We start from the raw sequence: 26,558 nt of genomic DNA on the forward strand, positions 1-26,558 counted from the left end.
GCCGGCTTTTTTGCAGGTGTCGGGCTTAGAACTTGTAGCCCAGGCCAACCATGTAAACGAACGGGTCTACGTCGACGTCTACTTTGACTTTGTCGCCAAGGATGTTGGTAGTGCCGGTGGTTTCAATATCGATGTAACGCACTTGGGCGTTCAGCATGATGTTGTCGGTCAGCATGTAATCCATACCGACCTGAGCAGCCAGGCCCCAAGAATCTTTCATGTCTAAGCCACTGAAACCATTGTCTTTAGCGGTGCTGCTCAACTCTGTATCAAAGAACCATGTGTAGTTGATGCCAGCGCCGACATAAGGCTGGAAGGCCGAGCTGGCGTCAAGAGGGTAGTACACCACGCTCAGGGTCGGCGGCAGGTGTTTGAGTTCGCCCAGGTTTCCGTCTAGACCGCCCAGACCTTTGACGCCCACGTTATGGCTAAACGGTGTGACAGCCAGCAATTCGATACCGATGTTGTTAGTCAGCATGTAGGCGAAGTTCAGGCCCAGCTGTGTGTCGCTGTCTAGGGTCGCCTTGGTGCCGGCTACATCGCCGCCGAGCGCTCCAACCCAGATATCGCTGCTGCTTTCCTGCGGATCAACGGTGATTGCACCGGCACGCACGATGATGTCGCCAGCTTGGTGTGCCTGCGCCAGTGGGGCGGCAATTGCCAGGGCCAGCAGTGAAGCGGTAAAGAGTGAAGTACGCATGATGTGCTCCCTAAAGCATCGGTTCGTATTAGCTGGGTACGATGTTAGGGGGCGCTGAAAAAATGACTGTTGATCCAGCTCAATAAAGTAGTGAGCTAACAAAATTTAGCGCCAGCTGTTTTTGGGGGGGGGTAGACAGACCTCCCCGCGATTGCCCGAGGGTGTTGGCAGTCCTAGAGTTGCGCGACAAAGACGCATTCCCGTCCCCATTCGTTGATTGGCTAGCTGCTTTATATGAGTGAGCTGCTCAACCAGTTTGTCTATGGTTTATCGCCGCTGCGCTCACGCGGCGTTCATCACTGCGCTAAATTCTGACGACTGTTTACTCGTGACCTGCCGTTGCAGTGCTTAGGCATGCATTTATAAGGTTGCTTGGTGATGGTGGTGCAGTTGATAATAGTTCTCTTTATGTACGTTCTGCTCACAAGGAATGCCCTCATGATCCCTCTGCCGAAGCGCCTGCTGGCAGTCGCTCTGGTTCTGGCCAGCGCGCCGCTCGCGGCGACCCCTTTGGATGCTGCGCTGGATGAAAGCCAGCAACTGGCGGCCGATGCCAAGGCTTCGCAAGCACGAATCGAACAGCTGGATGACGCCAGCCGGGAAATGCTCACCGAGTACCGCAATGCGCTGCAGCAGGCGGAGGCCTTGCAAGGTTATAACGCCCAGTTGCGCGAGTTGGTCGCCGCGCAGCGTAAAGAGCTGACGGGCTATCAAGAGCAGCTGGAGGGTATTGAGCGCACTCAGGAAGCCGTGACGCCACAGATGCGCCGCATGGTCGAAGTGTTGGGCGAGTTTATCGCGGCCGATTTACCCTTCCTGCCGGATGAGCGCAGTGACCGTTTGGCGCAGTTGCAGGATCTGCTGCCGCGCGCCGATGTCAGCTTGGCAGAGAAGTACCGGCGCATCTTGGAGGCCTATCAGGTCGAGAGCGACTACGGCCGCACTGTGGAAGCCTGGCGTGGCGAACTACCTGCTGAAGGAGGTTCGCGCAGTGTCGAGTTTCTCCGTTTGGGTCGCGTGATGCTGTATTACCAAACCCTGGATGGCCATGAAAGTGGCTGGTGGAACCCGCAAATCCGCAGCTGGCAGCTGCTCGACAGCAATGCACGGCGACCACTGCACCAGGCTATTGCCATTGCTCGCCAAGAGCAGGCTCCGGCCTTGCTTGACCTGCCCGTGAAGACCCTGGCGCTGGAGGCCAAGCCATGAATCGTCGCGTTCTTGCTTTTACCCTGGCGCTGCTGCCTGCCTTGGCTGGCGCTGCCGAACCATTGAGCCCAGATCAACTGCTGCAACGTATTCGCAGCGAGCGTGCTGCTGAAGTTAGCGCCATGCAAAGCCGTGAGCAGGCTTTTATTGCCGAGCGTGGCGAGCGTGCTCAGTTGCTGGCCAGTGCGCGCAGTGCCCTGGCTACGCAGAAGGCTGAAGCTGAACAGCTAAAGGCCGAATTTGATCGTCAGGAAAGCCAGTTGGCCGAACAGGAAAAACTCCTAACCCAGCGGGCGGGTCATCTGGGCGAGTTGTTCGGCGTCGTCCGTCAGAGCGCCGGCGATGTCGCCGGGCAATGGCAGGACAGTCTGCTCAATGCGCAATTTCCCGAGCGTCTGACTCGCCTTAACACGCTTGCTGAAAGCCGCACCCTGCCGTCTGCCGCTGACCTTGATGGCTATTGGATGCTGCTGCTTGAAGACCTCACCGCCAGTGGTCGGGTTGAGCAATTGCAGTTGCCAGTGGTCGCCGCGGATGGCCAGCGCAGCAACGCAAACGTATTGCGCGTGGGCACTTTCTCCGCCTACAGCGATGACGCCTTTCTCCGCTACGACGCCGATGCCGGTGAGTTGCTGGCTCCGCCACGCCAGCCTTCCGGTCTGGGCGACGTGGCCGACTTTCTGAGCAGCACGGCGGCGGTTAGCCAACTGCCCGTGGACCCGAGCCGTGGCACGTGGCTGGCGCAATTGCAGCGCCAGCCACAGCTGTGGGATCGCGTGCAGCAGGGCGGTCTGGTCGGCTGGGTGATTCTCGCCTTGGGCGCGTTTGGTTTGCTTTTGGCGTTGTGGCGCATGGTCTACCTGACCCGCGTAGGGCGCAGCGTGAATGCGCAGATGCATGACCTGAGTGCGCCGCGCGCGGATAACCCGCTAGGGCGGATCATCGGCGTGCTGGGTCCTAAACCGCAGTTGGCGGATCTGGAAACCCTCGAGCTGAGACTCGACGAAGCCATTCTGCAGGAGACGCCGCCGTTGGAAAAAGGCCAGGGTCTGCTCAAGTTGCTCAGCGCGGTCGCGCCGCTGCTCGGTCTGCTCGGCACCGTGACTGGCATGATCGTCACCTTCCAGGCGATTACCCAGGGCGGTGGTGGCGATTCGCGACTGATGGCTGATGGTATCTCGCAAGCACTGGTCACTACGGTGCAGGGCTTGGTGGTGGCGATTCCGCTGCTGTTCCTGCACACCCTGCTGGCCAGCCGCAGCAAGAGCCTGATCCAGTTGCTGGAGCAACAAAGCGCCGGTCTGATCGCCTTGCATCTATCCGGGGCGCCGCGCCGTGACTGATTGGGCGGTGCTGTGGTGGCGCGTGGTCGACAGTGGCCATGCGCTGTTCGATTTTATGAGCGCTGGCGGCGTGGTGATGTGGGCGCTGGCGGTGTTGTGCGTGGTGTTCTGGACCCTGGTCTTCGAGCGCTTCTGGTACATGCGCCGCGTGTTCCCAGAGTGGGTCAGCGAGCGTCGCCAGGCCTGGCAGCAAGTGCTCAGCGATGACCCCGGCAACTGGCAGCGTGCCGTACGCAGCGCTTGGTTGGCGCAAGCACAGCAGCGCCTGCTGGGGCCATTGCGGGTGAGCAAAAGCCTGGTGGCGATGTACCCGCTGCTGGGGTTGTTGGGCACCGTCACTGGCATGGTCGCCGTGTTCGATGTGTTGGCCATCAGCGGTACCGGCAACCCGCGCGGTATGGCTGCTGGCGTTTGGCAAGCGACCCTGCCGACCATGGCCGGCATGGTGCTGGCAATTACTGGATTGTTCAGCCTGGCGCGTCTTGAACGTGACGCCCGTCGGGCTTTAGAGCGGCTGGCTGATCAGCTGCGACACGACTGAGATAACCCCCATGAGAATGCGCCGTCACCATCAGCAAGACGAAGACACCGGTATCGACCTGACGCCGATGCTCGACGTGGTCTTTATCATGCTGATCTTCTTTATCGTCACCAGCTCGTTTATCAAAGAGTCGGGTGTCGACGTGCAGCGGCCTCAGGCAGAAACCGCCAGCCCGCAGGACAAAGGCAACATCCTGATCGCAATTACCGCAGACGGTCAGGTCTGGATGGATAAAAAAGTGGTGGATGTACGCAGCGTGCGTGCCCATGTCGAGCGCATGCGTGTCGACCAGCCGGACGGTGCGGTGGTGGTGCAGGCCGATCAAGATGCGCGCACCGGTCTGGTGGTGCAGGTGATGGATCAGGCGCGCCTGGCCGGCGTGCAGGATGTGGCCCTGGCCGCCACGGCGGGAGCGCTTTAATGCGTCTGCCCCTGTCCTTTGCGGCGGCCTGTTTAATGGCGCTGGCGCTGTTCGGCCTGATGCTTTACATGGTCGCGCCGCCCAGCAGCAAGCCCAGCGATGAACCGCTGACGGTGGCGAACTTTGTCCGTCTGGATGGCGATACCAGCGACACCGCCACGCGCACCCGTCAGCAAGCACCGCAGCCGCCGCAAGCGCAAACGCCACAGACGCCAACCCCGCCGACACCGATGACCGCAACGCCAAGCGCTAATCTGCCAGCACTGGACCTGCCTGTGCCGAGCCTGAGCAGTGGTATTGCCGTCAACAGTGCGCCGACCCCGAGTTTAAGTGGGCTGGCTGCAGGCGCATCAGCTCCAAGCGTACCTGCGCCCAGTGACGCCGGTGGTGGCCAGCCGGGCGGCCCGGAAAGTGAAGTGATGCCGCTCAACGATGTCAGCCCGGAATACCCGCGTTATGCCTTGCAGCGTGGTATTGAAGGGCACGTCAAATTGGCCTTCACCATCAACCGCGCCGGCTCGGTGGAAAACGTGCGCGTGATTGAAGCCAGCCCGCAAAACGTATTTGAACGTGAAGCCCGTCGTGCCGCCGTGCGCTGGCGTTTTGCCCCGCGTACCGAAGGTGGGTTGGCTGTTTCGCGTGAAGCGGTGAAAACCCTGTACTTCCGCCTGGAAGGAGCTCGCTGATATGTATCGCCTGGTTTTACTGATCGCGCTGTGTGCTGCTGGTGCTGTGCAGGCAGCAGACTTGACGGTTGACCCCGCGGTTTTCCGCGCGCTGGACAGCGCGCAGGCCGCGCAGAAAAACGGCGATTATTCGGCCGCCCAGCGTGCGCTCGACAGCGTTACCGGTGCCCCTGGCAGCCTTGAAGAGAGCTTGTTATGGCGCAGTCGGGCGTATCTGGCCTGGGCGCAGGGGCAGAATGCGCAGGCCATCGCGCTACTCGATAAGGTCATCCAAGGCGGCAAACTGGATGCCGGGTTGCAGGCCGAAGAAAGCCTCAATTTGGCGCGCCTGAACCTTATCGAACAGCGTTATGCCCGCGTTGTAGCCTTGCTTGCACCCCAGCAGGCCAGTGCTGGCGAAGAGGTGCTGCAGATGCTGGTGCAGGCCTATCAAGGGCTTGGTCAGCCCGCCAAAGCGCTGCCATTGGCCGAGCGCTATGTGCAGGCCAACCCCCGTGCTGCCGACAGTTGGCTGCAGTTTTTGGTGGCGATGAATGCTGATCTTAAGCGTTATGCCATGGCCGAACGTTGGCAGCGCCAGTTGCTGGCGCGCCAGCCCAACGAGGTCAAGGGCTGGCGTCAGCTGGCGGCGCTGCAGCAACTGAGTGGTCAGCACGACAAAGCCCTGGCTACGCTGCGTGCGGCTTACCAGAAAGGCCTGCGCTTCAGCGAAGGCGAGTTGGATAATCTGGTGCTGCTGGCTGGGTCGGCCGACCAGCCTTGGCAGGGGGCTAAGTTGCTCTCCGGCATGCTGGAGCAAGGGTTGTTGCCACGCACCAGTGCCCGTGAAGAGCGCTTGGGCCTGCTGTGGTGGCAGGCGCGGGAACGGCAACAGGCCGCGCAGATCTACCGCGAATTAGCCGCGCGCTCGGGCAGTGCCAAACATTGGTTGCAGTTGGCGCAGCTGGAGCTGGAACAGGCGCGCTGGCAGGCCGGGCTGGATGCGTTACGTCAGGCCGAGCGTGCCGGTGCCGAGCGCAGCAAAGTGCGCGCCTGGCGCAACTGGGCAGAAAGCGAGATGAGTTTTCAGCGCGAAAAGCGCGTGGCCAGCGCGGGCTAATCGACTTCCAGCTTGTTGCAGCCAAGTGGCTTTGTAGCCCGGATGCAATCCGGGAAAGGCTGCTTATGCGCTAACGTGCCCCTGGATTTCATCCAGGCTACGAAAGGCCGTTCACCTGTTTTGGCTGAACGGCTTCGACCTTAAGGCCTTACTCAACTATCCGGCAGCTCATAGGCGTAAATCTTTTGCGCTTCCATCTGGTAGCCGGCTTCGGCCAACTCGCTGCTGGTCTGTTCGACTTTCATCGGGCCTTCGATCCAGAACGGTTGATACAGCGCATCCAGCATCACGCCGAGTTCACTGGTGACATGCACAATCTGATTGGACGGTGGTGGTGGCACGTGGATGCACGCGCCGAAGAAGGGCACCAGCAGAAATTCAGTCACGCGACCTTCGTCAGTCACATCCAACGGGACGATGTAGCCGGGTAGCTTCACCGATTGGCCATTCAAGGCCTGCACCACTGGGGCGTTGGGCGACTGTTGCATGGCTGCCGGGCCGGACTCGGACAAGGCGTCGGCCAACTGTGCGAGATCATGGATGGGGGCGGGTTCGACGATCTGCGGCGGCGCGTCAGGTGGAACCATTTCTGACCAGGTCAGCTCGCGCACCTCGCCTGCGAACAATGGCAGGCTGAAGGTCAGCAGTAGGGTGGCAAGCAGTGAGCGTTGCATGGGCAGCCTCATAAACGAATCGATAAGCCATCAGCCAGAGATTGGCGGTATGCCCGCCAGGCCGGTACACAGCCCATCATCAGGGCGGCGCTCAGGATAGCGCCGAGCAGAGTCCACTCATAGCGGCTTGGCATGTTCAACGGCAGGTACAGGCCGTAGTTGGCTTGGACGAAGCCTTGCGCGCCAGCAATCCCGACATAAAGCAGCAGCACGCCCAGCAATACGCCCGCCAGGGCCAAGGCGAAGGCTTCGACAATCAGCAGGCTGGCGATATGCCAGGGGCGGGCGCCCACCGAGCGCAATATGGCCATTTCCCGACGGCGTTCGTTGAGGCTGGTGAGAATCGCCGTAAGCATGCCGATCAGGCCGGTTAGCACGACGAATAGCGAGACCACAAACAGTGCTTTCTCGGCTGTGCCCATCAGGCTCCAGAGTTCTTGCAGGGCGACGCCGGGGAGGATGGCCAGCAACGGCTCGCCGCGAAATTCATTGATTTCACGTTGCAGGCTGAAGGTGGCAATTTTGCTGTTCAGGCCCAATAGCACAGCCGTAATTTGCGTGGGCTGCAGGTCCATGGCCCGCGCCTGCTCAGCGCTGACCTTGGCAGCGCCGCGCGCGGGCATGCCGTTTTGCCAGTCGACGTGCAGGGCTTCCATCCCCGCGAGTGAGATGTGCAGGGTGCGGTCCACCGGCGTGCCGGTGCGATCAAGAATGCCCACGACCTTGAACGGTTTGTCGTCATGTTTAAGCAGGCTGATGGCAGCCACGCCATGGGCCAGCACCAGTTCATCGCCGAGTTTGTAAGCGAGCGCCTGCGCCACTTCCGCGCCGAGCACCACCTCAAAAGGGTCATCGGCAAAGGCGCGACCGCTGCTCAGCTGCAACTGTTGAGTACGTGAGTAGCGGTAGTGCTCGAAATAGGCGGTGTTGGTGCCCATGACCCGGTAGCCACGGTGTGAGTCACCGAGCGAAATCGGGATCGCCCATTTCACCTGGCGGTGCTTGGCCAGTTGCTCGTAGCTTTCCCAGCGGATGTTGTTGGTGGCGTTGCCGATGCGGAACACCGAGTACAGCAGCAAATTGACGCTGCCCGAGCGCGCCCCGACGATCAGGTCGGTGCCGCTGATGGTGTTGGCAAAGCTGGCGCGCGCTTCGGTGCGCACCCGCTCCACGGCGAGCAGCAGGCAGACAGAAAGGGCAATGGCGAACACGGTCAGCCAGGCGGTGAATCGACGGTTGCCCAGGCTGGCGAGAGCGAGACGAAGTAGGTACATCGTTAAATCTCCGCCAGTCGGGTGGCTTTGTTGAGTTCGGCCAACGACAGGCTGCGGTCGAACAGGTGCGCCAGGCTCTGGTCGTGGCTGACAAACAACAAGCTGGAACCGGCCGCACGGCATTCGGCGAACAGCAGCTCAAGAAAGGCTTCGCGGGCGTCGGCATCCAGTGCGGAGGTGGGTTCGTCCGCGATTACCAACTCCGGCTGGCCGATCAGCGCGCGGGCGGCCGCCACCCGTTGCTGCTGACCGATGGACAGTTCGCCTGCACGGCGCTGCAGCAGTTCTGCTTGCTGCAAGCCCAGGTGGGCGAGCAGGGCGCGGGTGGCTTCGGCTACGCTGCCGTGTCGCTGCACTGCACGGCTGGCGCGCAGCTTTGAGAAGTGACAGGGCAGCTCGACGTTCTCGCGTACTGAAAGAAACGGCAGCAGGTTGAACTGCTGAAAAACATAGCCGGTGTGATCGACGCGAAAGCGGTCACGTGCGCCGGCACTCAACTGGCTTAAATCCTGCCCCAGCAATTCGATACGGCCGCGGTCAGGCTTTTGTACGCCGCCGAGCAGGCCGAGCAGAGTGGTCTTGCCGCTGCCGCTCGGGCCTTTGAGGAATAGGCTTTCGCCGCGTTGCAGGGTGAAGGCGTCAATGTCCAGCAACTCGGGATGGCCGGGCCAGGCAAAGCCGAGGTTGGACAGTTGGATCAGGGCTGAACTCATGGGGAAACTCGTTTGTGGCGTAGGGTGGTGTGGCGCACCTAACTGATGCGCCTTTTATCCACCGCAAAACTGCAAGGGTGGATGGGTGAAGCGTCGGCTGCGCGCCCCGAGCCACCCTACGTTAAATCAGTAAATCAGAAGCTCAGGGTCGGCTGAGCGGGCGTCAACTCTAGCCCTTGCTGGCCATTGGGGCCGATCAGTTGTACCTGAATTTTCTCGGTGCTGGGGAAGCGCTTGAACAGTTCAGCCAGGTCAAGTTGTTTCAAATCGTCAGGCTGTTGGCATTCCAGCATGTAGTGGGCCTCAATGTCGCTGTGTTCGCCGTCGTGGGCTTTCTTGTGGTCGTGGTCATGGTCGTGCTTTTCGGCAGGCGCTGAGGCGCTGAACAGCGGGCTTTCCAGTGATTTCTTAGTCAGCGCGCAGTCCCCCGTGGTGAGCCCAAAGAGTGCGTGCGGCTTTTCCAGTTCGCTGCGCGCAGCGCTGACCTTGGCTTTGTCGGCGTCACTCTTGGCGGCATGCTCGAAGCCGACCAGGTTCATGGCTGGGCTGTCCAGTTGCAGCTCCAACGCCTTGCCATCGAGTACAACGTTGAGCTGGGCAGCGCCGTGTTCATGGGCATCCAGGCTGCCGTGTTCGGCATGGTCGTGCTCGTGGTGATGGTCTTTGTGTTCGTGTTCGTTCGCGGTAACAGGGCTGGTCAGGGGCAGCAGAGCAAACGGCAGGGCAAGGAGCAGGCGGCGCATGGTGATCTCCGGGGCTGGAAAAGTAGTCGTTACGTTATAACAATTTTCGGCTGTGCAAGGCCAGCCTTGCTTGGCGCGCATGCGTGCTCGTGGGAGCATGGGTGCTGTTTTACGTGAGGATGATCAGATGGTGCGAATTCGGGGGCAAATCGGTGACTGGCCGGTGGATTTGACGGTTGAGCTGGATGCGCAGGATTGGGCGCAACTCGCTCAGCATGTGCGCGCCGAAGCGCTGCCCGCGACAGCCGTTGAGCCCCCCAAACCGGCCGATGCGCCGGCGGCCAGTGACGCACTGTGGCAAACCACGTTGCAGTTGGTGCGCCAAGCCGGACAGGTGGAAGGGCCACAGTTGCTCGCCCAACTGGCCGGGCTAGCTGGTAGCGAAGCCGCAGGTAAACGCCTGCTGGTGCGCCTGCGGCATTGCGCGCAGGTGCGCATGGAGGCGGGCGTGGATGCGCCGATTTATCACTGGGTTGTTCAATAAGTGCCAACGCGGCGCAGAGGCAAGTGATCGATCATTTGACCTGTCGCGGCTAAAGCGAAGTACCGCCAGCCCCTTCCACGGGGCGAGCAGCACCCGTGGGAGGGGCTTTAGCCGCAGGGAGTTGCCTAGTAAATGGCTTGATACAACTTGCGCCGGTAGGTCGTGACCAGTGGATGGTCGTTGCCCAGCAGGTCGAAGACTTGCAACAAGGTTTTGTGCGGCAGGCCGTCGGCGTAGCTGCGGTTGCGGACAAACAGCTTAAGCAGCGCATCCAGTGCCGGCTCATAGTGCTGGCGGGACAGTTGCTGAATGGCCAGTTGGTAGCTGGCTTCATCGTCATCGGCGTTTTGCGCTAGGCGGGTTTTCAGGCTGGCCACGTCAGGCATCTCGGCGGCCTGACGCAGGAACGTCAATTGCGCCCGCGCGCCGGCCAGGGCCTGCTTGTGTTCGTCACCTTTCACGGCGTTCAGCACCAATTCGGCTTCGCCCAGTTCACCGCGTTCGGCCAGGCAGCGGGCATACAGAATCAGCGCGGCGGCGTGTTCGTTGTTTTCCGTCAGCAGCACCTTGAGCAGGGCTTCGGCATCGGCAAAGCGCCCTTCGCTGAACAGTGCCTGCGCCGCCTCCATTGGATCAGCCGCTTCTGGTGCGGGTTCTGCCACGTGGGGCTTGAGCATTTCACGGATGGCCGATTCAGGCTGTGCGCCGGCAAAACCGTCCACAGGCTGACCATCTTTGAACAGCACCACGGTCGGCAGGCTGCGAATGCCGAAGCGGGCGACGATCTCTTGCTCGATGTCGCAGTTGACCTTGGCCAGCAGCAGTTCGCCGCGATACTCCTCGGTGATTTTCGCCAGCAGTGGCATCAGTGCTTTGCACGGCGCGCACCATTCGGCCCAGAAATCCACCAGCACGGGTGTCTCGAATGAGTTTTCAATCACCAGTTGTTCGAAGTTGCTACTGCCAGCGATATCAAAAATGTAAGGCGTGTCGCTCATGGTCGGTCTCGTCTGGGCGAAGAATGGAATGGACTATAAATGCGGGCGCGGCGCGGCGGATACAAGGGCGTTTAGGTGCGTTCGGCGAAGTACAGGCTGACATGGCGAAACTCAGCCGGCTCGGCCAGGTCTGGCCAGGTACAGGCCTCCAGCATGCCCAGGCGCTGATACAGCGGATGCTGAAAATCACGCACCCGTGAGTCGGCCACTAACGCTTGGCGGCCTCGACTGAGGAACTGGTCGAGCAGCGGCAGGTTGGCACGGTCGTAGAGCACGTCGGCGACGATGATCAGATCAAAGCGGTCGGCTTCGGCAAAGAAATCGGCCGAGTAGCTGAGCGTGACCTCATTCAGTGCTGCATTGGCTTTGCAGGCTTCCAGCGCCAGTGGGTCGAGGTCGCAGGCCACCACTTCGAGTGCGCCGGCCTTGGCCGCCGCAATGGCCGCCACGCCCGAACCCGCACCGAAATCCAGCACGCGTTTGCCGTGCACCCATTGCGGGTTTTGCGCCAACCAGCGCGCGAGCACCAAGCCGCTGGCCCAACAGAAACACCAGTAGGGCGGCTCTTCAAGAATGCGCCGGGTTTCTTCTGGGCTGAAGGCACGGTGCATGTTGTTGGCGTCGATCAGCCACAGTTTGATGTCGGTGCCAGGCAGGGTTTCTGCCGACAGTTGCGCATCACCCAGCAGCGCGCTCAGCGCCTGTTGCAGTGCGGCTGGGGCACTCATGGCGCGGGCACCAGGTGCAGCGCGCCGAGGGTTTGGCTGTTTGCCTGAATAATGGGCTGAGGTGGCAGGCGCAGGATCAATTTGCCCGCTTGATTGGCGCGGCCGTGCAGCTCCACACGGCTGTGTTTGGAGAAGGTTTGAGGGTCGAAGACCAGGCGAAAATCCAGCGGCGTGCCGTTGCTGCGCAGTTGGGCGGTGCCGAGTGTGGCGTGCGGTCGACCGCGTTGATCGACCGCCAGCAAGGCCAGTTCCACCTCGGCGGCGAGCGGTATGTTTAGCAGGCTGCCGGTTAATTCACGTTGGTGCGCCTGCAGCGGAGTCGGGGCGGCTTGCACGGGTGGCGCGGCTACCGCCACCGGCTGCTCTGGGGTGTCACGCGTGCAGGCGCTCAGCACAGCAAGCAGGCTAAGCAGGATCAATGGGCGAAACGGCGTAGGCGCTTTCATCAGGGCAATCACTGGGCTGCGTTGGATGGGCGCTTGTATACCGCAAAGGCCTTGGCTTGTCTTGCCTGCGGGATGCGCTACCATGCCCTCTTTGGGTCTAAGGCTGACATTATCTATGCACTGTCCCTTCTGCGGTGCCAATGACACTAAAGTGATCGACTCGCGCCTGGTGGCTGAAGGCGAGCAAGTGCGTCGCCGTCGCGAATGCCTGGCGTGCGAGGAGCGCTTCACCACCTTTGAAACCGCCGAATTGGTCATGCCGCGGCTGATCAAGCAAGACGGCAGCCGTCAGCCTTTCGATGAAGACAAGCTGCGTGCCGGCATGCAGCGCGCCCTGGAAAAACGCCCAGTTAGCATTGAGCGGCTGGAAGCGGCCATTGCCCACATCAAGCACAAGCTGCGGGCGACCGGTGAGCGCGAAATCAAATCGCTGGTGCTGGGTGAGCTGGTCATGGCCGAGCTGCAAAAGCTCGATGAAGTGGCCTATATCCGTTTTGCTTCCGTGTATAAGCGCTTTCAGGACCTCAACGAGTTCCGCGAGGAAATCGACCGCTTATCCCGCGAGCCCGCCAAAGGCTGATGATGAATTCCGATCACGCCTTCATGGCGCGCGCTCTAGAGTTGGCTCGCAAAGGCCTGTACTCGACTCATCCCAATCCCCGTGTCGGCTGTGTGATTGTGCGCGACGGCGAAGTTGTCGGCGAAGGCTGGCATGCGCGCGCCGGTGAGCCGCATGCCGAAGTGCACGCGTTGCGCCAAGCCGGCGAGCGGGCGCGCGGCGCGACGGCTTACGTCACGCTCGAACCCTGCAGTCACCACGGGCGCACACCGCCCTGTGCGGACGCGCTGATCAATGCTGGTGTCGCCCGCGTAGTGGCGGCCATGCAAGACCCTAATCCGCAGGTCAGCGGCAATGGTTTACTGCGTTTGATGCATGCGGGTATCGCCGTGCAGAGCGGTGTGCTGGAGGCCGAGGCGCGGGTGCTGAATGCCGGCTTTATCAAACGCATGGAGCATGGCTTGCCGTTCGTGCGGGTTAAGTTGGCGATGAGCCTCGATGGTCGCACCGCCATGGCCAGCGGCGAGAGCCAATGGATCACCGGTGCAGCGGCGCGTTCGGCGGTGCAACGGTTACGCGCTCGTTCCAGCGTAGTGGTGACGGGGGCTGACACAGTACTGGCTGATGGTGCGCGCCTGACCCTGCGCGAAAGTGAATTGGGTCTAAACCCGGAACAAACCTTTATGGCCCTGTCGCGCCAGCCGCAACGCTTGCTGATCGATGGTCGTTTGCGCGTGCCGCTGCATGTGCCGTTTTTTCAAGCGGGCGCGGCCATGGTGGCAACCTGTGCGGCGGCGTCGGCGCGTTTTCGCTATCTGGACGATGGCCACGAACTATTGGCCTTGCCCGGTAGTAACGGGCATGTTGATCTGCGCCGCTTGCTTATGGAACTGGCGTCGCGCGGTGCCAATGAAGTGCTGGTGGAAGCCGGGCCGCGGTTGGCTGGCGCATTCGCTCGCCAAGGGTTGGTGGATGAGTACCAGCTGTTCGTGGCGGCCAAGTTTCTCGGCTCCAGCGCTCGTCCGTTACTGGACATGCCGCTGGCGCGCATGGCCGATGCCCCGGCGCTGAAGATCGTCGATATGCGGGCGGTGGGTGAAGATTGGTTGATTGTCGCGGTGCCGCAGCCGTCGGAATAACGGCGTGCAACGGCAATAACCGGCCATTCAGCGTGTTGTTCGTCGGTACAGGCACAGTGCAATCTGTGGTAAAACGCGTCTCGGTCTGCAAATGGCCGCAACGTTCTCAGGGCGGGGTGTAATTCCCCACCGGCGGTAATGGCTGCTTAGCCTAGCCCGCGAGCGCTTGGCACTGGGTGTAAACCGGGTGGCAAGGTCAGCAGACCCGGTGTGATTCCGGGGCCGACGGTTAAAGTCCGGATAAAGAGAGAGCGGGATTGCCTCAGCAAGGCGCGCTCAGGCGTGCCTGTAAATCCCTATCGATCAAACGTGCCCTGTTTTTCTATAAAACAGGAGTTGTTGTGCATGTCTGAATTTAATTTTGCACCCCGTGCGGTTGGCATCGTTTGCCAAGGCATCGCGGTGGGTGCGGCACAGGGGGATCTATGTTTACCGGCATAATCGAAGCCATTGGCAGCATTCGCGCGTTGACGCCCAAGGGCGGCGATGTGCGGGTCTATGTAGAAACCGGCAAGCTGGATTTGGCTGACGTCAAACTGGGCGACAGTATCGCCGTAAATGGCGTGTGTCTGACGGCGGTGGAATTACCTGGCGACGGCTTTTGGGCCGATGTCAGCCGTGAAACCCTGGCGCATACCGCGTTTATCAGCTTGAAAGCGGGCAGCAAGGTCAACCTAGAAAAGGCGCTAACGCCTACCAGTCGTCTGGGTGGTCATTTGGTCAGCGGCCATGTCGATGGCGTCGGTGAAATCATCGCCATGGCGGAAAACGCCCGGGCTTGGCAGTTCACCATTCGTGCGCCGCGTGAGTTGGCTAAGTACATCGCCCACAAAGGCTCTATCACGGTGGATGGCACCAGCCTGACCGTCAACTCGGTGAATGGCGCTGAGTTCGAATTGACCATCGTCCCCCACACCCTGGCTGAAACCATCATGCTGGATTACCGCCCAGGTCGGCAGGTCAACCTGGAAGTGGACCTTCTGGCGCGTTACCTGGAGCGTTTGCTGCTCGGTGACAAAGCCGCCGAGCCGAAAGCCTCGGGCATGACGGAAAGTTTTTTGGCCGAACACGGCTACATGAAGAATTAAGGAATCGCCAGCATGGCTCTTAACAGCATCGAAGAACTGATCGAAGACATCCGCGCCGGCAAAATGGTCATCCTCATGGATGACGAAGACCGCGAGAACGAAGGCGATCTGATCATCGCCTCCGAATGCGTCACCGCTGAACACATCAACTTCATGGCGCGCTTTGCCCGTGGCCTGATTTGCATGCCGATGACTCGCGAGCGCTGCGAAACCCTCAAGCTGCCGTTGATGGCACCGCGCAACGGTTCCGGTTTCGGCACCAAGTTCACCGTCTCTATTGAAGCGGCTGAAGGCGTGACCACCGGTATTTCCGCTGCCGACCGCGCGCGCACCGTGCAAGCGGCGGCCGCCAAAAACGCCAAGGCTGATGACATCGTCAGTCCCGGACACATCTTCCCGCTGATGGCCCAGCCCGGCGGTGTGCTGGCCCGGGCCGGTCACACCGAAGCGGCCTGCGACCTGGCGCGCATGGGCGGTTTTGAGGCGAGCGGGGTGATCTGCGAAATCATGAATGATGACGGCACCATGGCCCGTCGCCCTGAGCTTGAGGTGTTTGCCGCTGAGCATGGCATCAAGATCGGCACCATCGCCGACCTGATCCATTATCGCCTGATCCACGAGCGCACCGTTGAGCGCGTCAGCGAGCAGGTGCTGGACAGCGAGTTGGGCACGTTCAATCTGGTGACCTACCGCGATTCCCTGGAAAACGATGTGCACATCGCCCTGACTCTCGGTGCGATCTGCGCCGACGAGCCGACGCTGGTGCGCGTGCACAACATGGACCCGCTGCGCGACCTGTTTATGGTCAATCAGCCGGGTCGTTGGAGTATGCGTGCGGCTATGGCGCAGGTGGCCAAAGATGGCAGCGGCGTGGTTTTGCTGTTGGGCAATCCGCTGACCGGGCCAGATCTGCTGGCGCACTTGGAGCGGCAGTTGGGCGGGGATGCCAAACCGGCGAATCCGACCACCTACAGCACCGTCGGCGCCGGTTCGCAGATTTTGCGTGACCTGGGCGTGCGTAAAATGCGCCTGATGAGTTCGCCGATGAAGTTCAATGCAATATCCGGTTTCGACCTGGAAGTTGTAGAATACCTGCCCGCTGAATAACCATCGCCGAGCTTATGCTCGTTTGCAGGCCGTGATGCACCCTGTTTGGCGCAGCCGTTTACTGGTGTAGGCGGCTCTAGCCGGCAGGTTTGCCACTGATCTGTACGATGCTCGCTCCGCGCTGTTTTGTTGGGCTATACATTGCTTGCCCGCAGGCTCTTTAACGCTATATGAGAATTGTTCCATGACCCTGAAGACCATCGAAGGTACGTTCATCGCCCCCAAGGGCCGTTTTGCCCTGGTTGTCGGCCGCTTTAACAGCTTTGTTGTCGAAAGCCTGGTAAGCGGTGCCGTTGACGCGCTGGTTCGCCATGGCGTGAGCGAAAACGACATCACCATCATCCGCGCACCGGGTGCCTTCGAAATTCCGTTGGTCGCACAGAAAGTCGCTCAGCGTGGTGATTTCGACGCGATCATCGCCCTTGGCGCAGTGATCCGTGGCGGCACCCCGCACTTTGAATATGTGGCTGGTGAATGCACCAAGGGCCTGGCCCAGGTGTCCATGGAGTTCGGCGTGCCGGTAGCATTTGGCGTCCTGACCGTTGATTCTATCGAACAAGCCATTGAGCGTTCCGGCACCAAGGCTGGCAACAAAGGCGCCGAAGCAGCACTGTCTGCTCTGGAAATGATCAGCCTGCTGGCGCAGTTGGAGGCCAAGTGAGCCAGAACGACAGCACCGGGCAGCCGCCGCAAGCGCCGAAAAAAGGCCCTAGCACCAAAACTCTGGCGCGTCGTCAAGCACGCTCGCTGGCCATGCAGGCGCTGTATTCCTGGCACATGGCCGGGCAGGCTCTGAACGAAATCGAAGCGCAGTTTCGCGTAGACAACGATTTCACCTCGGTGGACGGTGCTTACTTCCACGAGATCCTGCACGGTGTACCGCGTCAGAAAACCGAAATCGACGGCGCGTTCGAGTCGCTGCTAGACCGTCCGCTGCATGAGATTGACCCGGTTGAACTGTCGATTCTGCGGCTGTCGACCTTCGAACTGAAAAACCGCATCGATATCCCGTATCGCGTGGTGATCAACGAAGGCATTGAGCTGGCTAAAGTGTTTGGCGCCACTGACGGGCACAAGTTCGTCAACGGTGTGCTGGACAAGCTGGCACCGCGTTTGCGCGCGGATGAAGTTCGCGCCAACAAGCGTTAAGGCCTGTCGTGGTGCTTGACTTACGATCTTGCGAGCTAGAGTCCTGCAAGGCAAAAACAGGCGAGGACGCGGAGTTTACTGGTGTAAATGAGCAGTCCGAGCCTGTTTTGACTTGCTCCGCTCGCCCTTCGGGCCAGCCTTCGGCTGTTACTCCCGCTGGTCGTTGCAACGCAGCAGGGCCGACGCGCAGCAGATCGTTGCTATCTCATGGGTGAGTTTGAGCTGATCCGCCAATACTTCGCCGCTGCGCCCTGTGCGCAGGCTGGCGAAGGCGTGGCCTTGGGCATCGGCGACGATTGTGCCTTGCTGCAATTGCCGGTTGGCGAGCAACTGGCCATTTCTACCGACACCCTGGTGGCTGGGGTGCATTTCCCCGATGCTGCTGATCCATTTTTGCTAGGCCAGCGCGCGCTGGCAGTTTCTGTTAGCGACCTGGCTGCCATGGGCGCTACGCCGCTCGGTTTCACCTTAGCCTTGACCCTGCCCCAAGCCGAAGCGCATTGGCTGCAAGCGTTCGCCCGTGGTTTGGATCACATGGCGCAGCACTGCGCGATCCGCTTGATCGGTGGCGATACCACGCGCGGCCCCCTGAGCTTGACCCTGACCGTCTTTGGTCGCCTCCCCGCGGGCATGGCATTGACGCGTCACGGCGCACGCGTGGGCGATCTGCTGTGTGTCGGTGGCGAGTTGGGTGACGCGGCGGGCGCGTTGCCGCTGGTGCTGCAGCAGCGCCGCGCTGAACCGGCCATCGCCGAGGCATTGCTGTCGCGTTATTGGTCACCACTGCCGCAGCTTGATTTGGGGCTGGCGCTGCGAGGCAAGGCCAGTGCGGCGCTGGACATCTCTGATGGCTTATTGGCGGACTGCGGGCATATTGCGCGCGCTTCATCGGTGCAACTGATTATCGAGCAAGCGCAGGTGCCCGTTTCGTCGGCCCTGCGCGCTTTTGCCGGCGAGGCCGGTGCGCTGCAGTGCGCGCTAAGCGGCGGCGATGATTATCGGCTGGCCTTTACTCTGCCCCCCCAATACCTCGACGATTTGCTGCAGGCTGGTTGGCCGCTGCGGGTGATCGGGCGCGTAGCCGTTGGGCAAGGCGTGCTGTTGGTGGAGGAGCAGGGCCGTCCGGTCTCGCTCCCGCAACATGGATATCAACACTTTGGATAACCCCCGTGACTAAGCAACCTGAACACGCTGCAACCTTGCGCGTAGCGCCGTCTGTTTGGCGCAACCCCTGGCATTTCCTGGCATTTGGCTTTGGTACGGGCACTCTATCCAAAACCCCTGGCACCTGGGGTTCACTGGCGGCCCTGCCGTTTATTCCGTTGCTGCAGTTGTTACCCGACTGGGGTTACTGGCTGATGCTGTGCGCAACCATGCTGTTTGGCTTCTGGTTGTGCGGCAAAGTGGCTGATGACCTGCGCGTACACGACCACGAAGGCATTGTCTGGGATGAAATGGTCGGCATGTGGATCACCCTTTGGCTGGTGCCAGAGGGTTGGGGTTGGTTAGTGCTAGGCTTTGTATTGTTTCGACTGTTCGACATCCTCAAGCCTTGGCCGATCAGTTGGATCGACCGGCATGTACATGGCGGTGTCGGCATCATGCTCGACGATGTGTTGGCAGGGGTACTTGCTTGGATATCCCTGCAGCTGGTCGTCTGGGGTTGGGCCAACGGCCTGGCGGCAACGCTGGGGTTCTAGCGGGGAGTGTGTCGATGGGGCGCTGCTGTCGCTGGTTGTTTGTTGCCGTACTGAGCCTGTTTAGCGCAGCGGGCAGCGCCGTTGAGTTGCAGCATGTGCGCATCGCTGGCGAGGCTTGGCCGGGTCATACCGCCGCCGACGGCAGCGGCCTGGCCTGGGATATCTTCCGGCTGGTGTTTGAGCCAGCCGGCGTGCGCGTGCAAATAGAAAGCGTGCCTTATATGCGCTCTATTGGCTTGGTGCAGCGCGGCGAGGCGGATGCCTGGGTCGGCTCCTACCTGAATGAAGTGGACCAGCACGTGATCTATCCGCGCTGGCACTATGACGCTGACAAAATCGTCGCGCTTGGACTGAAAGGCGCTCCGTCACCCAGCGTGGACACCTTGGGGCAGTTTCGTCTGGCCTGGGTGCGTGGTTATGAATATCAGCGTTATTTACCCAACGTGCGCCATTACCGTGAAGTGATGCGCCGCGACGGCATTCTGCGCATGCTTGATCTTAACCATGCAGATTTCTATCTGGATGCACAGACCGAAGTGAACGACGTGCTTGAAACCAGCGCTGACCGATCGCGCTATCGTGTTACCCCGTTGACCACGCTGCCGCTTTACCTCGGCTTTGCCGATAACGCCCGTGGCCGCGCGCTGGCAGAATTGTTTGATAAGCGCATGGGTGAGGTGGTCGCCAATGGCAGTCTGCGGCCACTCTTCAAGCACTGGCAAGAACCCTATCCGTTTGACTGATGACGTCGAGAGTGAACATGCGTGTATCTAGCCTGTGTGTGGCCCTGAGTGTGGCGCTGGCTGCCAGCTTTTTATTCGCTGCACCCCATGTGCGCGTTGTCGGGTTGTTCCCAGGCGCAGCCGTTTTGAACGTGGACGGCCAGCGCAAACTGGTCAAGGTTGGGCAGGTCGGGCCCGCTGGCGTGGTTGTGGTCAGTGCGGATAGCCGTGCTGCTGTGTTGCGCGTGGATGGCGTGGAGCGCACCTACACCCTTAGCCGCGAATACAGCGAGGGTTTTGCCGAACCGCAGAAGAAACAACTAAGTGTGGCTAAAGGCAGTGGCGGGCATTACTGGATCACCGGCTCGGTAAACGGGCAAAACGTGCAGTTTCTCGTCGATACCGGAGCCACCTCCATCGCGCTTAATGATGGCCATGCCCGCATCCTTGGCATTGATTACCGTTCCGTTGGTTCTCCCTTGCAGGTCAGCACCGCCAGCGGCACCGCACGCGGCTGGCGGGTGACGCTGGATCGGGTCAAGGTCGGTGAGTTGGAAGTCCTGGGCGTTGAGGCGGTGGTGTTGGAAGGTAGCTCGCCGACCGAAGCGCTGCTGGGCATGAGCTTTCTTAATCGGGTTGGCTGGAAAGTCGAACGGGACATGCTGGTGCTGGAATCCAAGTACTGACGGTGCCACCCGCCCAACGATCAGCTTGATCATTATCATCAGTCATTCAAGCTGACCGCCTCATCGGCCCTGCTGTTACAATGCGGCCACTTTCTTACTGCCTTATTCTTTAGGAGCCTCCGGTGTCCGTCGTGTTTGTCGCCGCCTCCCAGCTGCCTACGCCCTTTGGCGTGTTCACCATGCATGGTTTTCTTGAGCAAGCCACCGGCAAGGAGCATGTAGCCCTGACCTTTGGTGATGTGGCCGATGGCGCCCCTGTGCTGGGCCGCCTGCATTCCGAATGCCTGACCGGTGATGCCCTGTTCAGCCTGCGCTGTGATTGCGGTTTTCAGCTCGAAGCTGCCCTGCGCGCCATCGCCGCTGAAGGCCGTGGCGTGCTGCTGTACCTTCGCCAGGAAGGCCGTGGCATTGGCTTGCTGAATAAAATCCGCGCCTATGAGTTGCAGGACGGCGGCGCCGATACCGTGGAAGCCAATGAGCGTCTGGGGTTTGGGGCTGACCAGCGCGACTACGCGATCTGCCTGCCGATGCTCGAGCACCTCGGCATCAGCCAGCTCAAGCTGATGACCAATAACCCACGCAAGGTCAAAGCGCTGGGCGACATGGGCATCAATGTGGCCACCCGTGTACCGCTGCAGATTGATCACAACCCGCATAACCAAAAGTACCTCGCGACCAAAGCCGGCAAGCTTGGGCACATGCTCGGCAGCCTGCATCAGGGCGAGGCCGAGGAGAGCCTGTGACCCGTGCTCAAGTGCGCCGCCGACTGGCGCTGGAGTGGTGGCGGCATCTGGGCGTGGCCCTGGCACCACTGTTTATCCTCAATCTGCTGTTTGGTGCTGATCAACAGACTGGCCTGCTGACCATGCCGCTGTTTATTGCCGGGCTGGCCGCCATGTTCGTCAGCCTGCCGCTGTTCAGCGCCTACAAGCGCGCACTGGTGGCCACCGAAAAAGCCCTCGATACAGCGGACGAACATGATGCCTGGCTGAACCTGGCGCGGGTCAGGCGTCCGGGGCTGTTGGGCGCCTCGTTACCGGCCTGGATTGCCGCACTGGCAGTGTTTGCCGGGCTGGAGGCGATTCCGCTGATCCTCTTGGCGATTTCCAGCATCGTTCAGCTGTACCTCTACCGCATTCCGCCGCAACTCGGCTAATGCGTGGCCTGACACTCTGCGTGCTGCTGTCGCTGGTATGGCCAGCGACAGCCGTCGAGCGAGTGATCACTCTGGCCCCTTCTTTGACTGAAATTGTCCTAGAGCTCGATGCGGGCGACCTGCTGGTTGGCGTACTCGACGGCGGTGAGCGTCCGGCTGCGGCGCAGCATGTGCCCTCGGTTGGCCGGCTCGGCCAATTGGAGCTGGAAAGTTTGCTGCAGTTGCAGCCAGATCTGGTGCTGCTCTGGCCTGACAGCATCAGCCGCGGCCAGCGCGAGCAATTACAGCGCTTCGGGATTGATGTGCTGGTGGTTGAGCCGCGCAAGTTAGGCGATCTGGCTGAGCAGTTTGTGGACATTGGCCAGCGTATTGGCCGCGCAGAACAAGGCCGCGCACTGCAACAACAATTCCTCGCAGGCCTGCTTGCGTTGCGCAAACAGTACGGCCGCGACACACCGCTGCGGGTGTTTTATCAGGTGTGGGATGCGCCGCTGTATACCCTCGGCGGGCAGCAGATTATCAGTGATGCCTTAACCGTCTGTGGTGCGCGCAACGTTTTTGCCGAGCTGAGCCTGCCTGCACCGCAAGTCAGTGTCGAAGCCGTGCTGCAAGCCAACCCAGAGGTGATTCTGGCCAGCAGCCCGGCGCAACTCGACGCCTGGCGTATCTGGCCGGGACTGGCGGCGGTTGAGCGCGAACAGCTCTGGGTGGTGCCGGATAGCGGCCTGGAACGCCCCAGCTTTCAGATGCTGGGGGCGTTGGCGAGATTGTGTGAGCAGTTGAGCGAGGCGCGTTAAATGCCCCTGAGGAGTAGGGCTCAGGGGCGGGTTTTCAGAAGCGGTAGCCGACGCTCAGTTGCACCTGTTCCTCGGCCGCGGGGTAGCGACTGTTGGCGCTGGCAAAGGCGTCATAGCGTTTGCCCGTGAGGTTGTTGACACGCAGCTTGCTGCTGAACTGCTGATAGTCGTAGCTCAACGCTGCATTGAGCACGGTGTAACCACCGGCCTTTTGCTGGCTATTGGCATCGTCACCGGAGTAGTAACGGCTGCCGGTGTAAACGGCTTCTAGATAGCTGCGCAGGCCTGGGATGATCAGATATGAGAGGTTCGTACTGGCTGTATGGCGCGCCACCCAAGGCACGGTGTTGCCCTCAAAGGTGCCTGTGCGCAGTGTGGCATCGGTAAAGCTGTACTGACCGCCGATGCTCAAGCGTTCGTTCAATTGGCGCTGCGCCTCAAGCAACAGGCCATCACGCCGGGTTTTATCCAGATTGATATTCGCGCCGCGACCGTTCCAACTGTTGGGGTTGGCAATCATCGCGTCGTAGAGCAACTCATCTTGCAGATCCAGCCGATACAGGGTCGCTTGGTAGCGCTGAATGTTGTCCTGCCATTCAATGCCGCTTTCCCATGACACGCCGGTTTGCGGCTTGAGAAATTCGACCCCCGGTAGAACGAATGCGTTGTCGTCCACGTTGGCCCAGCGCAGCACATCCTCGCGTTTGATAAACAGGCGTGTCTCTTGGGAGGCTTGCCAGCTCAGGCCAAGGCTGGTGCTGTCTTCACGGTCTTTATGCTGTTGGCTGATTGCCTTGTTGTTGTCGTCAGCTTGGCTGCTGCGGTAGCCCAGCGTCAGCGTCACATCCTCGCCAAGACCCTGACTTAGCTGGCTGTACCAGTCGCGTTGAGTCTGTTGGAAGTCGGTGCCCCAAGAGGCTTGCGTGTCACTTTGTATGTGGTCGTGCCCGAGCAGCCACTCGCCTGCGCCCAGTACGCTGTCGTAACGCGCGCTCAGTCTGGGGCTGAGGCTTTCACTGCGGGTGTCTTGAGTGAAACGGCTGGGGGCGGAAAAGCTGCCCGCGCCATCTTGATCGCTGTGGCTGTAGTCGAGATTGGCGGTCCAGGTGTCATTCAGGCGCTGCTCAATGGCCGTGCGATGTACCTGCGTCTTGCGGTCGTTCCAAGCGGTTGAGGCGCTTTGCTTACGATCCGCATGACGCTGCGCTCGGGTCATGGCATTGGGATACAGCAACTCATCGTCCACCGTCTGATACTCGTACAGGGCATGGCCGCTGTCATGGTCGTAGCGCAAGCGGGCGAAGGCGTTGCTGTAACTGCCGTTGTTATGGTCGCGATAATTGTCGGTTGTGCGTGATTCGCCGCTGAGGTAGGTCGAAAACCCCGCACCGAGTTGCTGGTGGATATGGCCGCGTAACGCTTCCAGATCATGGCTGCCTCGGCTGGCTTCCAAGTAGCCTTCATTACTGCTCGGGGTGCGCGTGACGATATTGATCACCCCACCTACGGCCTGATCGCCATACAGCACGGTGCCTGCGCCACGGATAATCTCAATACGCTCAATATTGCCCAGCGGCACGCTGCTTAGGTCGGCCCCGGCTTGGCTCGGCTGATTGAGGCGGCGGCCGTCAACCAGTATCAAGGTGTTGTTCACGGCGTTCTCGCCAAAGCCACGCAAACTGAAGGTGGCCCGGCTGCCGTCACCGATCATGTCGCGTATTTGTATGCCGGCCTGGCTCCTGAGTACGTCGAGCAGCGAGGCGGCGGCGCTGTCTTCAATTTGCTGGCGGTCAATAACTTTGACACTGGCCGGTGCCGGTGCTTTGAGCGGTGTGGCACGGGTGATTACCAGTGGCGGCAATTCCACATCGCGTGCATCTGGGGCGGCAATGGCAAGGCTGGGTGCGAGCGCCACAGCCAGAGCAATACGGGACAACTTCATCTAGAGAATCCTCAAAAGGTCGGAAGACTTTTGAGGAGGGCAGGGGCAAGAACGGGCGTGCGCAGACGCAGCCTGAGCTTGACGGTGATGCCCTCCGCAACACCAGTCACATCCAGCAAGGCCGGTCTCCGGACTCTCGACATACGTGGCCTCGTCCTTCCCAGATTGCTCCAGTGGACAGCGTGAGGCGACGTGCAGAATAGCTCTGCGGTCGATTACCGTTGCGGGGGCAGTGCCGGGATGGCTCGTTGGAGCGCACCGGCTTCCCGTTTAACGCCGCTTCACGGATGAAGGGCGCACCTTGGCGGAAGTAAAACGCCGCGCACCTTAATGCGCGGGTGCAATCATTACAAGAGAGTCGTGTGCAACGCCGAACTTAGCGCCGCTCAGCAGACAAGAGGCTCAGGCGCTGGCGCACGGCGGCTTCGATGCCGGCAGCATCCAGGCCGCACTCGGCGAGCATTTGTGCCGGTTTGGCGTGTTCCACGTAATAGTCGGGCAAGCCCAGGTGCAGGATGGGCGTCAGGCTGTTTTCTGCTGCGAGAAATTCGCTGACAGCACTGCCGGCACCGCCCATCACGCTGTTTTCTTCCACCGTGACCAGCAGTTCATGCCCGGTCGCCAACTGGCGCACTAAGGCCTCGTCCAGCGGTTTGACAAAGCGCATGTCGACCACGGTGGCGTTGAGGGTTTCACCGACCTTGAGCGCTTCGCTCAGTTGCACGCCGAACACCAGCAGGGCGACGCCTTGGCCGGCACGGCGGATCACGCCCTTGCCGATTTCCAGCGGCGTCAATTCCGCTTCAATCGTGGCGTTAGGGCCTGTGCCACGCGGGTAGCGCACGGCCGCCGGGCCATTGAACAGGTGGCCTGTGGTGAGCATGCGGCGCAATTCGTTTTCGTCGCTGGGCGTCATCACCAGCATGCCGGGGATGCAGCGCAGGTAGGAGATATCAAAACTGCCGGCGTGGGTCGGGCCGTCTTCGCCGACCAGCCCGGCGCGGTCGATGGCGAACAGCACATCGAGGTGCTGCACGGCCACGTCATGGATCAGCTGGTCGTAGGCGCGTTGCAGAAAGGTGGAGTAAATCGCCACCACCGGCTTGGCCCCTTCACAGGCCATGCCTGCGGCCAGGGTCACGGCGTGCTGTTCGGCAATCGCCACATCGAAATAGCGTTCGGGGTAGCGCTCGCTGAACGCCACCAGGTCCGAGCCTTCCTTCATCGCCGGGGTGATGCCGATTAAGCGCGGGTCTGCAGCGGCCATGTCGCACAGCCATTGGCCAAACACGCTGGAATATTTCGGCCCGCTGGCTTGTTTGGGCGGCGCGATGGGCGCGTTGATCGGTTCCAGCTTGGTGATGGCGTGGTAGCCAATCGGGTCGGCCTCGGCCGGGGCAAAACCTTTGCCTTTTTTGGTCACCACATGCAGGAACTGCGGGCCGTCGAGGTCACGCATGTTGCGCAGGGTGGCCAACAGGGTGGGCAGGTCGTGGCCGTCGATGGGGCCGACGTAGTTCCAGCCCAGCTCCTCGAACAGGGTGCCGGGTACCAGCATGCCTTTGGCGTGCTCTTCGACCTTGCGCGCGATTTCCCAGGCGCCGGGCAGGTGCGAAAGGATCTTTTTGCTGCCTTCGCGCATGTTCGAGTAGGTGCGGCTGGAGATGATCTTGGCCAAGTAGTTGGACAGACCGCCCACGTTCTTGGAGATCGACATGTCGTTGTCGTTGAGGATCACCAGCATATTGGCGCCCACATCGCTGGCGTGGTTCAGCGCCTCGAAGGCCATGCCGGCGGTGAGTGCGCCATCGCCGATCACGGCCACGGCTTTGCGCTTGCTGTTTTGCAGCTTGGCGGCGATGGCCATGCCCAGTGCGGCACTGATACTGGTGCTGGAATGGCCGACGCCGAAGGTGTCGTACTCACTTTCACTGCGGCGGGGGAAGGCGGCGATACCGTCTTTCTGACGCAGGCTGCCCATCTGCTCGCGGCGACCGGTGAGGATCTTGTGCGGGTAAGCCTGATGGCCGACGTCCCATACCAGGCGGTCGTCCGGGGTGTCGAAGACGTAATGCAGGGCTACGGTCAGCTCAATCACGCCCAGGCCCGCGCCGAAATGCCCGCCGGTCTGGCCAACGGTGTACAGCAGGTACTGGCGCAGCTCGTCGGCAAGGGTTTCCAGCTCGGCTTCGCCCAGGCGACGCAGCTCGTCCGGCGTATTGGCGCGGTCTAGAAGTGGCGTCAGCGGGCGCTCACGGGGAATCTCGTGGAAGGTCGTCGGCATCAGGCAGATCGTTATAGGTGTAAAAGATGCGGCAGTTTACCTGAAACTGGCGACAAGCTTTAAGCAAGACGCTGCATGGCGAATGCGGGGGATTGTCGCGCTGCCTTTGGCGGCGTTTTGTCGGGGATAAAACCTTAATGCGCCGCGGGTTTGCTGAGCTGGCGGGTTCA

At 60.9% G+C, this 26,558-nt stretch carries 30 protein-coding genes and 2 riboswitches; of the genes, 20 read left to right on the top strand and 10 right to left on the bottom strand.

Annotated features, from left to right (window positions below; all coding sequences use genetic code 11):
• Positions 1-25 precede the first annotated feature (25 nt).
• Positions 26-700 (bottom strand): OmpW family outer membrane protein, encoded by a 675-nt coding sequence (locus AUK77_RS17020; RefSeq protein WP_296132057.1) that lies wholly within the window; start codon positions 698-700, stop codon positions 26-28.
• A 438-nt stretch (positions 701-1,138) separates the two neighbouring features.
• Here AUK77_RS17020 and AUK77_RS17025 point away from each other — a divergent pair, with 438 nt between their 5' ends.
• From AUK77_RS17025 to AUK77_RS17050, 6 genes are read left to right on the top strand one after another with little or no spacing between them, the layout of a single operon-like run.
• Entirely contained in the window at positions 1,139-1,909 is a 771-nt protein-coding gene (locus tag AUK77_RS17025) for a DUF3450 domain-containing protein (protein ID WP_296132060.1), read from the top strand.
• Positions 1,906-3,252, top strand: a complete 1,347-nt coding sequence (locus AUK77_RS17030) for a MotA/TolQ/ExbB proton channel family protein (protein WP_296132063.1) — start codon at positions 1,906-1,908, stop codon at positions 3,250-3,252. Before AUK77_RS17025 ends, AUK77_RS17030 begins: the two co-directional genes overlap by 4 nt.
• A gap of 55 nt (positions 3,253-3,307) precedes the next feature.
• Positions 3,308-3,793, top strand: coding sequence for a MotA/TolQ/ExbB proton channel family protein (locus AUK77_RS17035; RefSeq protein ID WP_296132154.1), 486 nt, complete (start codon positions 3,308-3,310; stop codon positions 3,791-3,793).
• 10 nt (positions 3,794-3,803) lie between these two features.
• Positions 3,804-4,214, top strand: a complete 411-nt coding sequence (locus AUK77_RS17040) for a biopolymer transporter ExbD (RefSeq protein WP_296132064.1) — start codon at positions 3,804-3,806, stop codon at positions 4,212-4,214.
• Entirely contained in the window at positions 4,214-4,900 is a 687-nt protein-coding gene (locus tag AUK77_RS17045; protein ID WP_296132066.1) for an energy transducer TonB, read from the top strand. The genes AUK77_RS17040 and AUK77_RS17045 overlap by 1 nt, the downstream gene beginning before the upstream one ends.
• A 1-nt stretch (position 4,901) precedes the next feature.
• Positions 4,902-5,999, top strand: coding sequence for a hypothetical protein (locus AUK77_RS17050; RefSeq protein ID WP_296132069.1), 1,098 nt, complete (start codon positions 4,902-4,904; stop codon positions 5,997-5,999).
• Positions 6,000-6,151: 152 nt separating this feature from the next.
• Here the strand turns inward: AUK77_RS17050 and AUK77_RS17055 are convergent, their stop codons facing one another.
• The 4 genes from AUK77_RS17055 to AUK77_RS17070 all read right to left on the bottom strand — a co-directional run bounded on the left by AUK77_RS17055 (position 6,152) and on the right by AUK77_RS17070 (position 9,403).
• Entirely contained in the window at positions 6,152-6,673 is a 522-nt protein-coding gene (locus tag AUK77_RS17055; RefSeq protein ID WP_296132072.1) for a DUF3299 domain-containing protein, read from the bottom strand.
• A gap of 8 nt (positions 6,674-6,681) precedes the next feature.
• Positions 6,682-7,947, bottom strand: coding sequence for an ABC transporter permease (locus tag AUK77_RS17060; protein WP_296132075.1), 1,266 nt, complete (start codon positions 7,945-7,947; stop codon positions 6,682-6,684).
• A gap of 2 nt (positions 7,948-7,949) precedes the next feature.
• The gene (locus AUK77_RS17065; protein ID WP_296132078.1) at positions 7,950-8,660 is read right to left on the bottom strand and encodes an ABC transporter ATP-binding protein; all 711 of its coding nucleotides are present in this window, start codon (positions 8,658-8,660) and stop codon (positions 7,950-7,952) included.
• A 134-nt stretch (positions 8,661-8,794) separates the two neighbouring features.
• Entirely contained in the window at positions 8,795-9,403 is a 609-nt protein-coding gene (locus AUK77_RS17070; protein WP_296132081.1) for a DUF2796 domain-containing protein, read from the bottom strand.
• A 127-nt stretch (positions 9,404-9,530) separates the two neighbouring features.
• Here AUK77_RS17070 and AUK77_RS17075 point away from each other — a divergent pair, with 127 nt between their 5' ends.
• A complete protein-coding gene (locus tag AUK77_RS17075) occupies positions 9,531-9,887 on the top strand; it encodes a hypothetical protein (protein ID WP_296132084.1) in 357 nt (118 codons plus the stop codon).
• A gap of 125 nt (positions 9,888-10,012) precedes the next feature.
• On the opposite strand, the gene trxA is transcribed toward AUK77_RS17075, so the two are convergent.
• From trxA to AUK77_RS17090, 3 genes are all read right to left on the bottom strand, one after another.
• Positions 10,013-10,885, bottom strand: a complete 873-nt coding sequence (trxA, locus tag AUK77_RS17080; protein WP_296132086.1) for a thioredoxin — start codon at positions 10,883-10,885, stop codon at positions 10,013-10,015.
• 71 nt (positions 10,886-10,956) lie between these two features.
• The gene (locus AUK77_RS17085; protein ID WP_296132089.1) at positions 10,957-11,613 is read right to left on the bottom strand and encodes a 50S ribosomal protein L11 methyltransferase; all 657 of its coding nucleotides are present in this window, start codon (positions 11,611-11,613) and stop codon (positions 10,957-10,959) included.
• Positions 11,610-12,059 (bottom strand): YbaY family lipoprotein, encoded by a 450-nt coding sequence (locus AUK77_RS17090; protein WP_296132092.1) that lies wholly within the window; start codon positions 12,057-12,059, stop codon positions 11,610-11,612. The genes AUK77_RS17085 and AUK77_RS17090 overlap by 4 nt, the downstream gene beginning before the upstream one ends.
• A 115-nt stretch (positions 12,060-12,174) precedes the next feature.
• Between AUK77_RS17090 and nrdR the strand changes: the two genes are divergently transcribed.
• The 13 genes from nrdR (at position 12,175) to AUK77_RS17155 (ending at position 22,162) form a co-directional block, all read left to right on the top strand.
• The gene (gene nrdR / locus AUK77_RS17095) at positions 12,175-12,639 is read left to right on the top strand and encodes a transcriptional regulator NrdR (protein ID WP_296132095.1); all 465 of its coding nucleotides are present in this window, start codon (positions 12,175-12,177) and stop codon (positions 12,637-12,639) included.
• A complete protein-coding gene (gene ribD, locus AUK77_RS17100) occupies positions 12,639-13,757 on the top strand; it encodes a bifunctional diaminohydroxyphosphoribosylaminopyrimidine deaminase/5-amino-6-(5-phosphoribosylamino)uracil reductase RibD (protein WP_296132098.1) in 1,119 nt (372 codons plus the stop codon). Before nrdR ends, ribD begins: the two co-directional genes overlap by 1 nt.
• Before the next feature lie 98 nt (positions 13,758-13,855).
• Positions 13,856-14,014: riboswitch (FMN riboswitch) on the top strand.
• A gap of 168 nt (positions 14,015-14,182) precedes the next feature.
• Positions 14,183-14,845 carry a riboflavin synthase gene (locus tag AUK77_RS17105; protein WP_296132099.1) on the top strand — a complete coding sequence of 221 codons (663 nt, stop codon included), beginning with the start codon at positions 14,183-14,185 and terminating at the stop codon, positions 14,843-14,845.
• A gap of 12 nt (positions 14,846-14,857) precedes the next feature.
• Positions 14,858-15,952: a bifunctional 3,4-dihydroxy-2-butanone-4-phosphate synthase/GTP cyclohydrolase II gene (gene ribBA / locus AUK77_RS17110; RefSeq protein ID WP_296132101.1), complete on the top strand. Its 1,095-nt coding sequence runs from the start codon at positions 14,858-14,860 to the stop codon at positions 15,950-15,952.
• A gap of 184 nt (positions 15,953-16,136) precedes the next feature.
• The gene (ribE, locus tag AUK77_RS17115) at positions 16,137-16,613 is read left to right on the top strand and encodes a 6,7-dimethyl-8-ribityllumazine synthase (RefSeq protein ID WP_296132103.1); all 477 of its coding nucleotides are present in this window, start codon (positions 16,137-16,139) and stop codon (positions 16,611-16,613) included.
• Positions 16,610-17,101 (top strand): transcription antitermination factor NusB, encoded by a 492-nt coding sequence (gene nusB, locus AUK77_RS17120; protein ID WP_296132106.1) that lies wholly within the window; start codon positions 16,610-16,612, stop codon positions 17,099-17,101. Before ribE ends, nusB begins: the two co-directional genes overlap by 4 nt.
• 207 nt (positions 17,102-17,308) lie before the next feature.
• Positions 17,309-18,265, top strand: coding sequence for a thiamine-phosphate kinase (thiL, locus tag AUK77_RS17125; RefSeq protein WP_296132107.1), 957 nt, complete (start codon positions 17,309-17,311; stop codon positions 18,263-18,265).
• A 5-nt stretch (positions 18,266-18,270) separates the two neighbouring features.
• Complete coding sequence (locus AUK77_RS17130) at positions 18,271-18,801, top strand: phosphatidylglycerophosphatase A (RefSeq protein WP_296132110.1); 531 nt, start codon at positions 18,271-18,273, stop codon at positions 18,799-18,801.
• Between the two features lie 14 nt (positions 18,802-18,815).
• The gene (locus AUK77_RS17135; protein WP_296132112.1) at positions 18,816-19,544 is read left to right on the top strand and encodes a transporter substrate-binding domain-containing protein; all 729 of its coding nucleotides are present in this window, start codon (positions 18,816-18,818) and stop codon (positions 19,542-19,544) included.
• A 17-nt stretch (positions 19,545-19,561) separates the two neighbouring features.
• The gene (locus AUK77_RS17140) at positions 19,562-20,209 is read left to right on the top strand and encodes a TIGR02281 family clan AA aspartic protease (RefSeq protein ID WP_296132116.1); all 648 of its coding nucleotides are present in this window, start codon (positions 19,562-19,564) and stop codon (positions 20,207-20,209) included.
• A 122-nt stretch (positions 20,210-20,331) separates the two neighbouring features.
• On the top strand, positions 20,332-20,952 hold the full coding sequence (gene ribA, locus AUK77_RS17145; RefSeq protein WP_296132117.1) for a GTP cyclohydrolase II: 621 nt from the start codon (positions 20,332-20,334) through the stop codon (positions 20,950-20,952).
• Complete coding sequence (locus AUK77_RS17150; RefSeq protein ID WP_296132119.1) at positions 20,949-21,365, top strand: MFS transporter; 417 nt, start codon at positions 20,949-20,951, stop codon at positions 21,363-21,365. The genes ribA and AUK77_RS17150 overlap by 4 nt, the downstream gene beginning before the upstream one ends.
• On the top strand, positions 21,365-22,162 hold the full coding sequence (locus AUK77_RS17155) for a cobalamin-binding protein (RefSeq protein WP_296132124.1): 798 nt from the start codon (positions 21,365-21,367) through the stop codon (positions 22,160-22,162). The genes AUK77_RS17150 and AUK77_RS17155 overlap by 1 nt, the downstream gene beginning before the upstream one ends.
• A gap of 34 nt (positions 22,163-22,196) precedes the next feature.
• Here AUK77_RS17155 and AUK77_RS17160 read toward each other — a convergent pair whose 3' ends face one another.
• Positions 22,197-24,104 (bottom strand): TonB-dependent receptor, encoded by a 1,908-nt coding sequence (locus AUK77_RS17160; protein ID WP_296132127.1) that lies wholly within the window; start codon positions 24,102-24,104, stop codon positions 22,197-22,199.
• Between the two features lie 101 nt (positions 24,105-24,205).
• Positions 24,206-24,423: riboswitch (cobalamin riboswitch) on the bottom strand.
• Positions 24,424-24,480: 57 nt separating this feature from the next.
• Positions 24,481-26,388: a 1-deoxy-D-xylulose-5-phosphate synthase gene (gene dxs / locus AUK77_RS17165; RefSeq protein WP_296132128.1), complete on the bottom strand. Its 1,908-nt coding sequence runs from the start codon at positions 26,386-26,388 to the stop codon at positions 24,481-24,483.
• Between the last annotated feature and the right edge of the window lie 170 nt (positions 26,389-26,558).

Origin of the sequence: Pseudomonas sp. Ga0074129 (assembly GCA_001465025.1) — a bacterium.
Lineage (GTDB): Bacteria > Pseudomonadota > Gammaproteobacteria > Pseudomonadales > Pseudomonadaceae > Aquipseudomonas.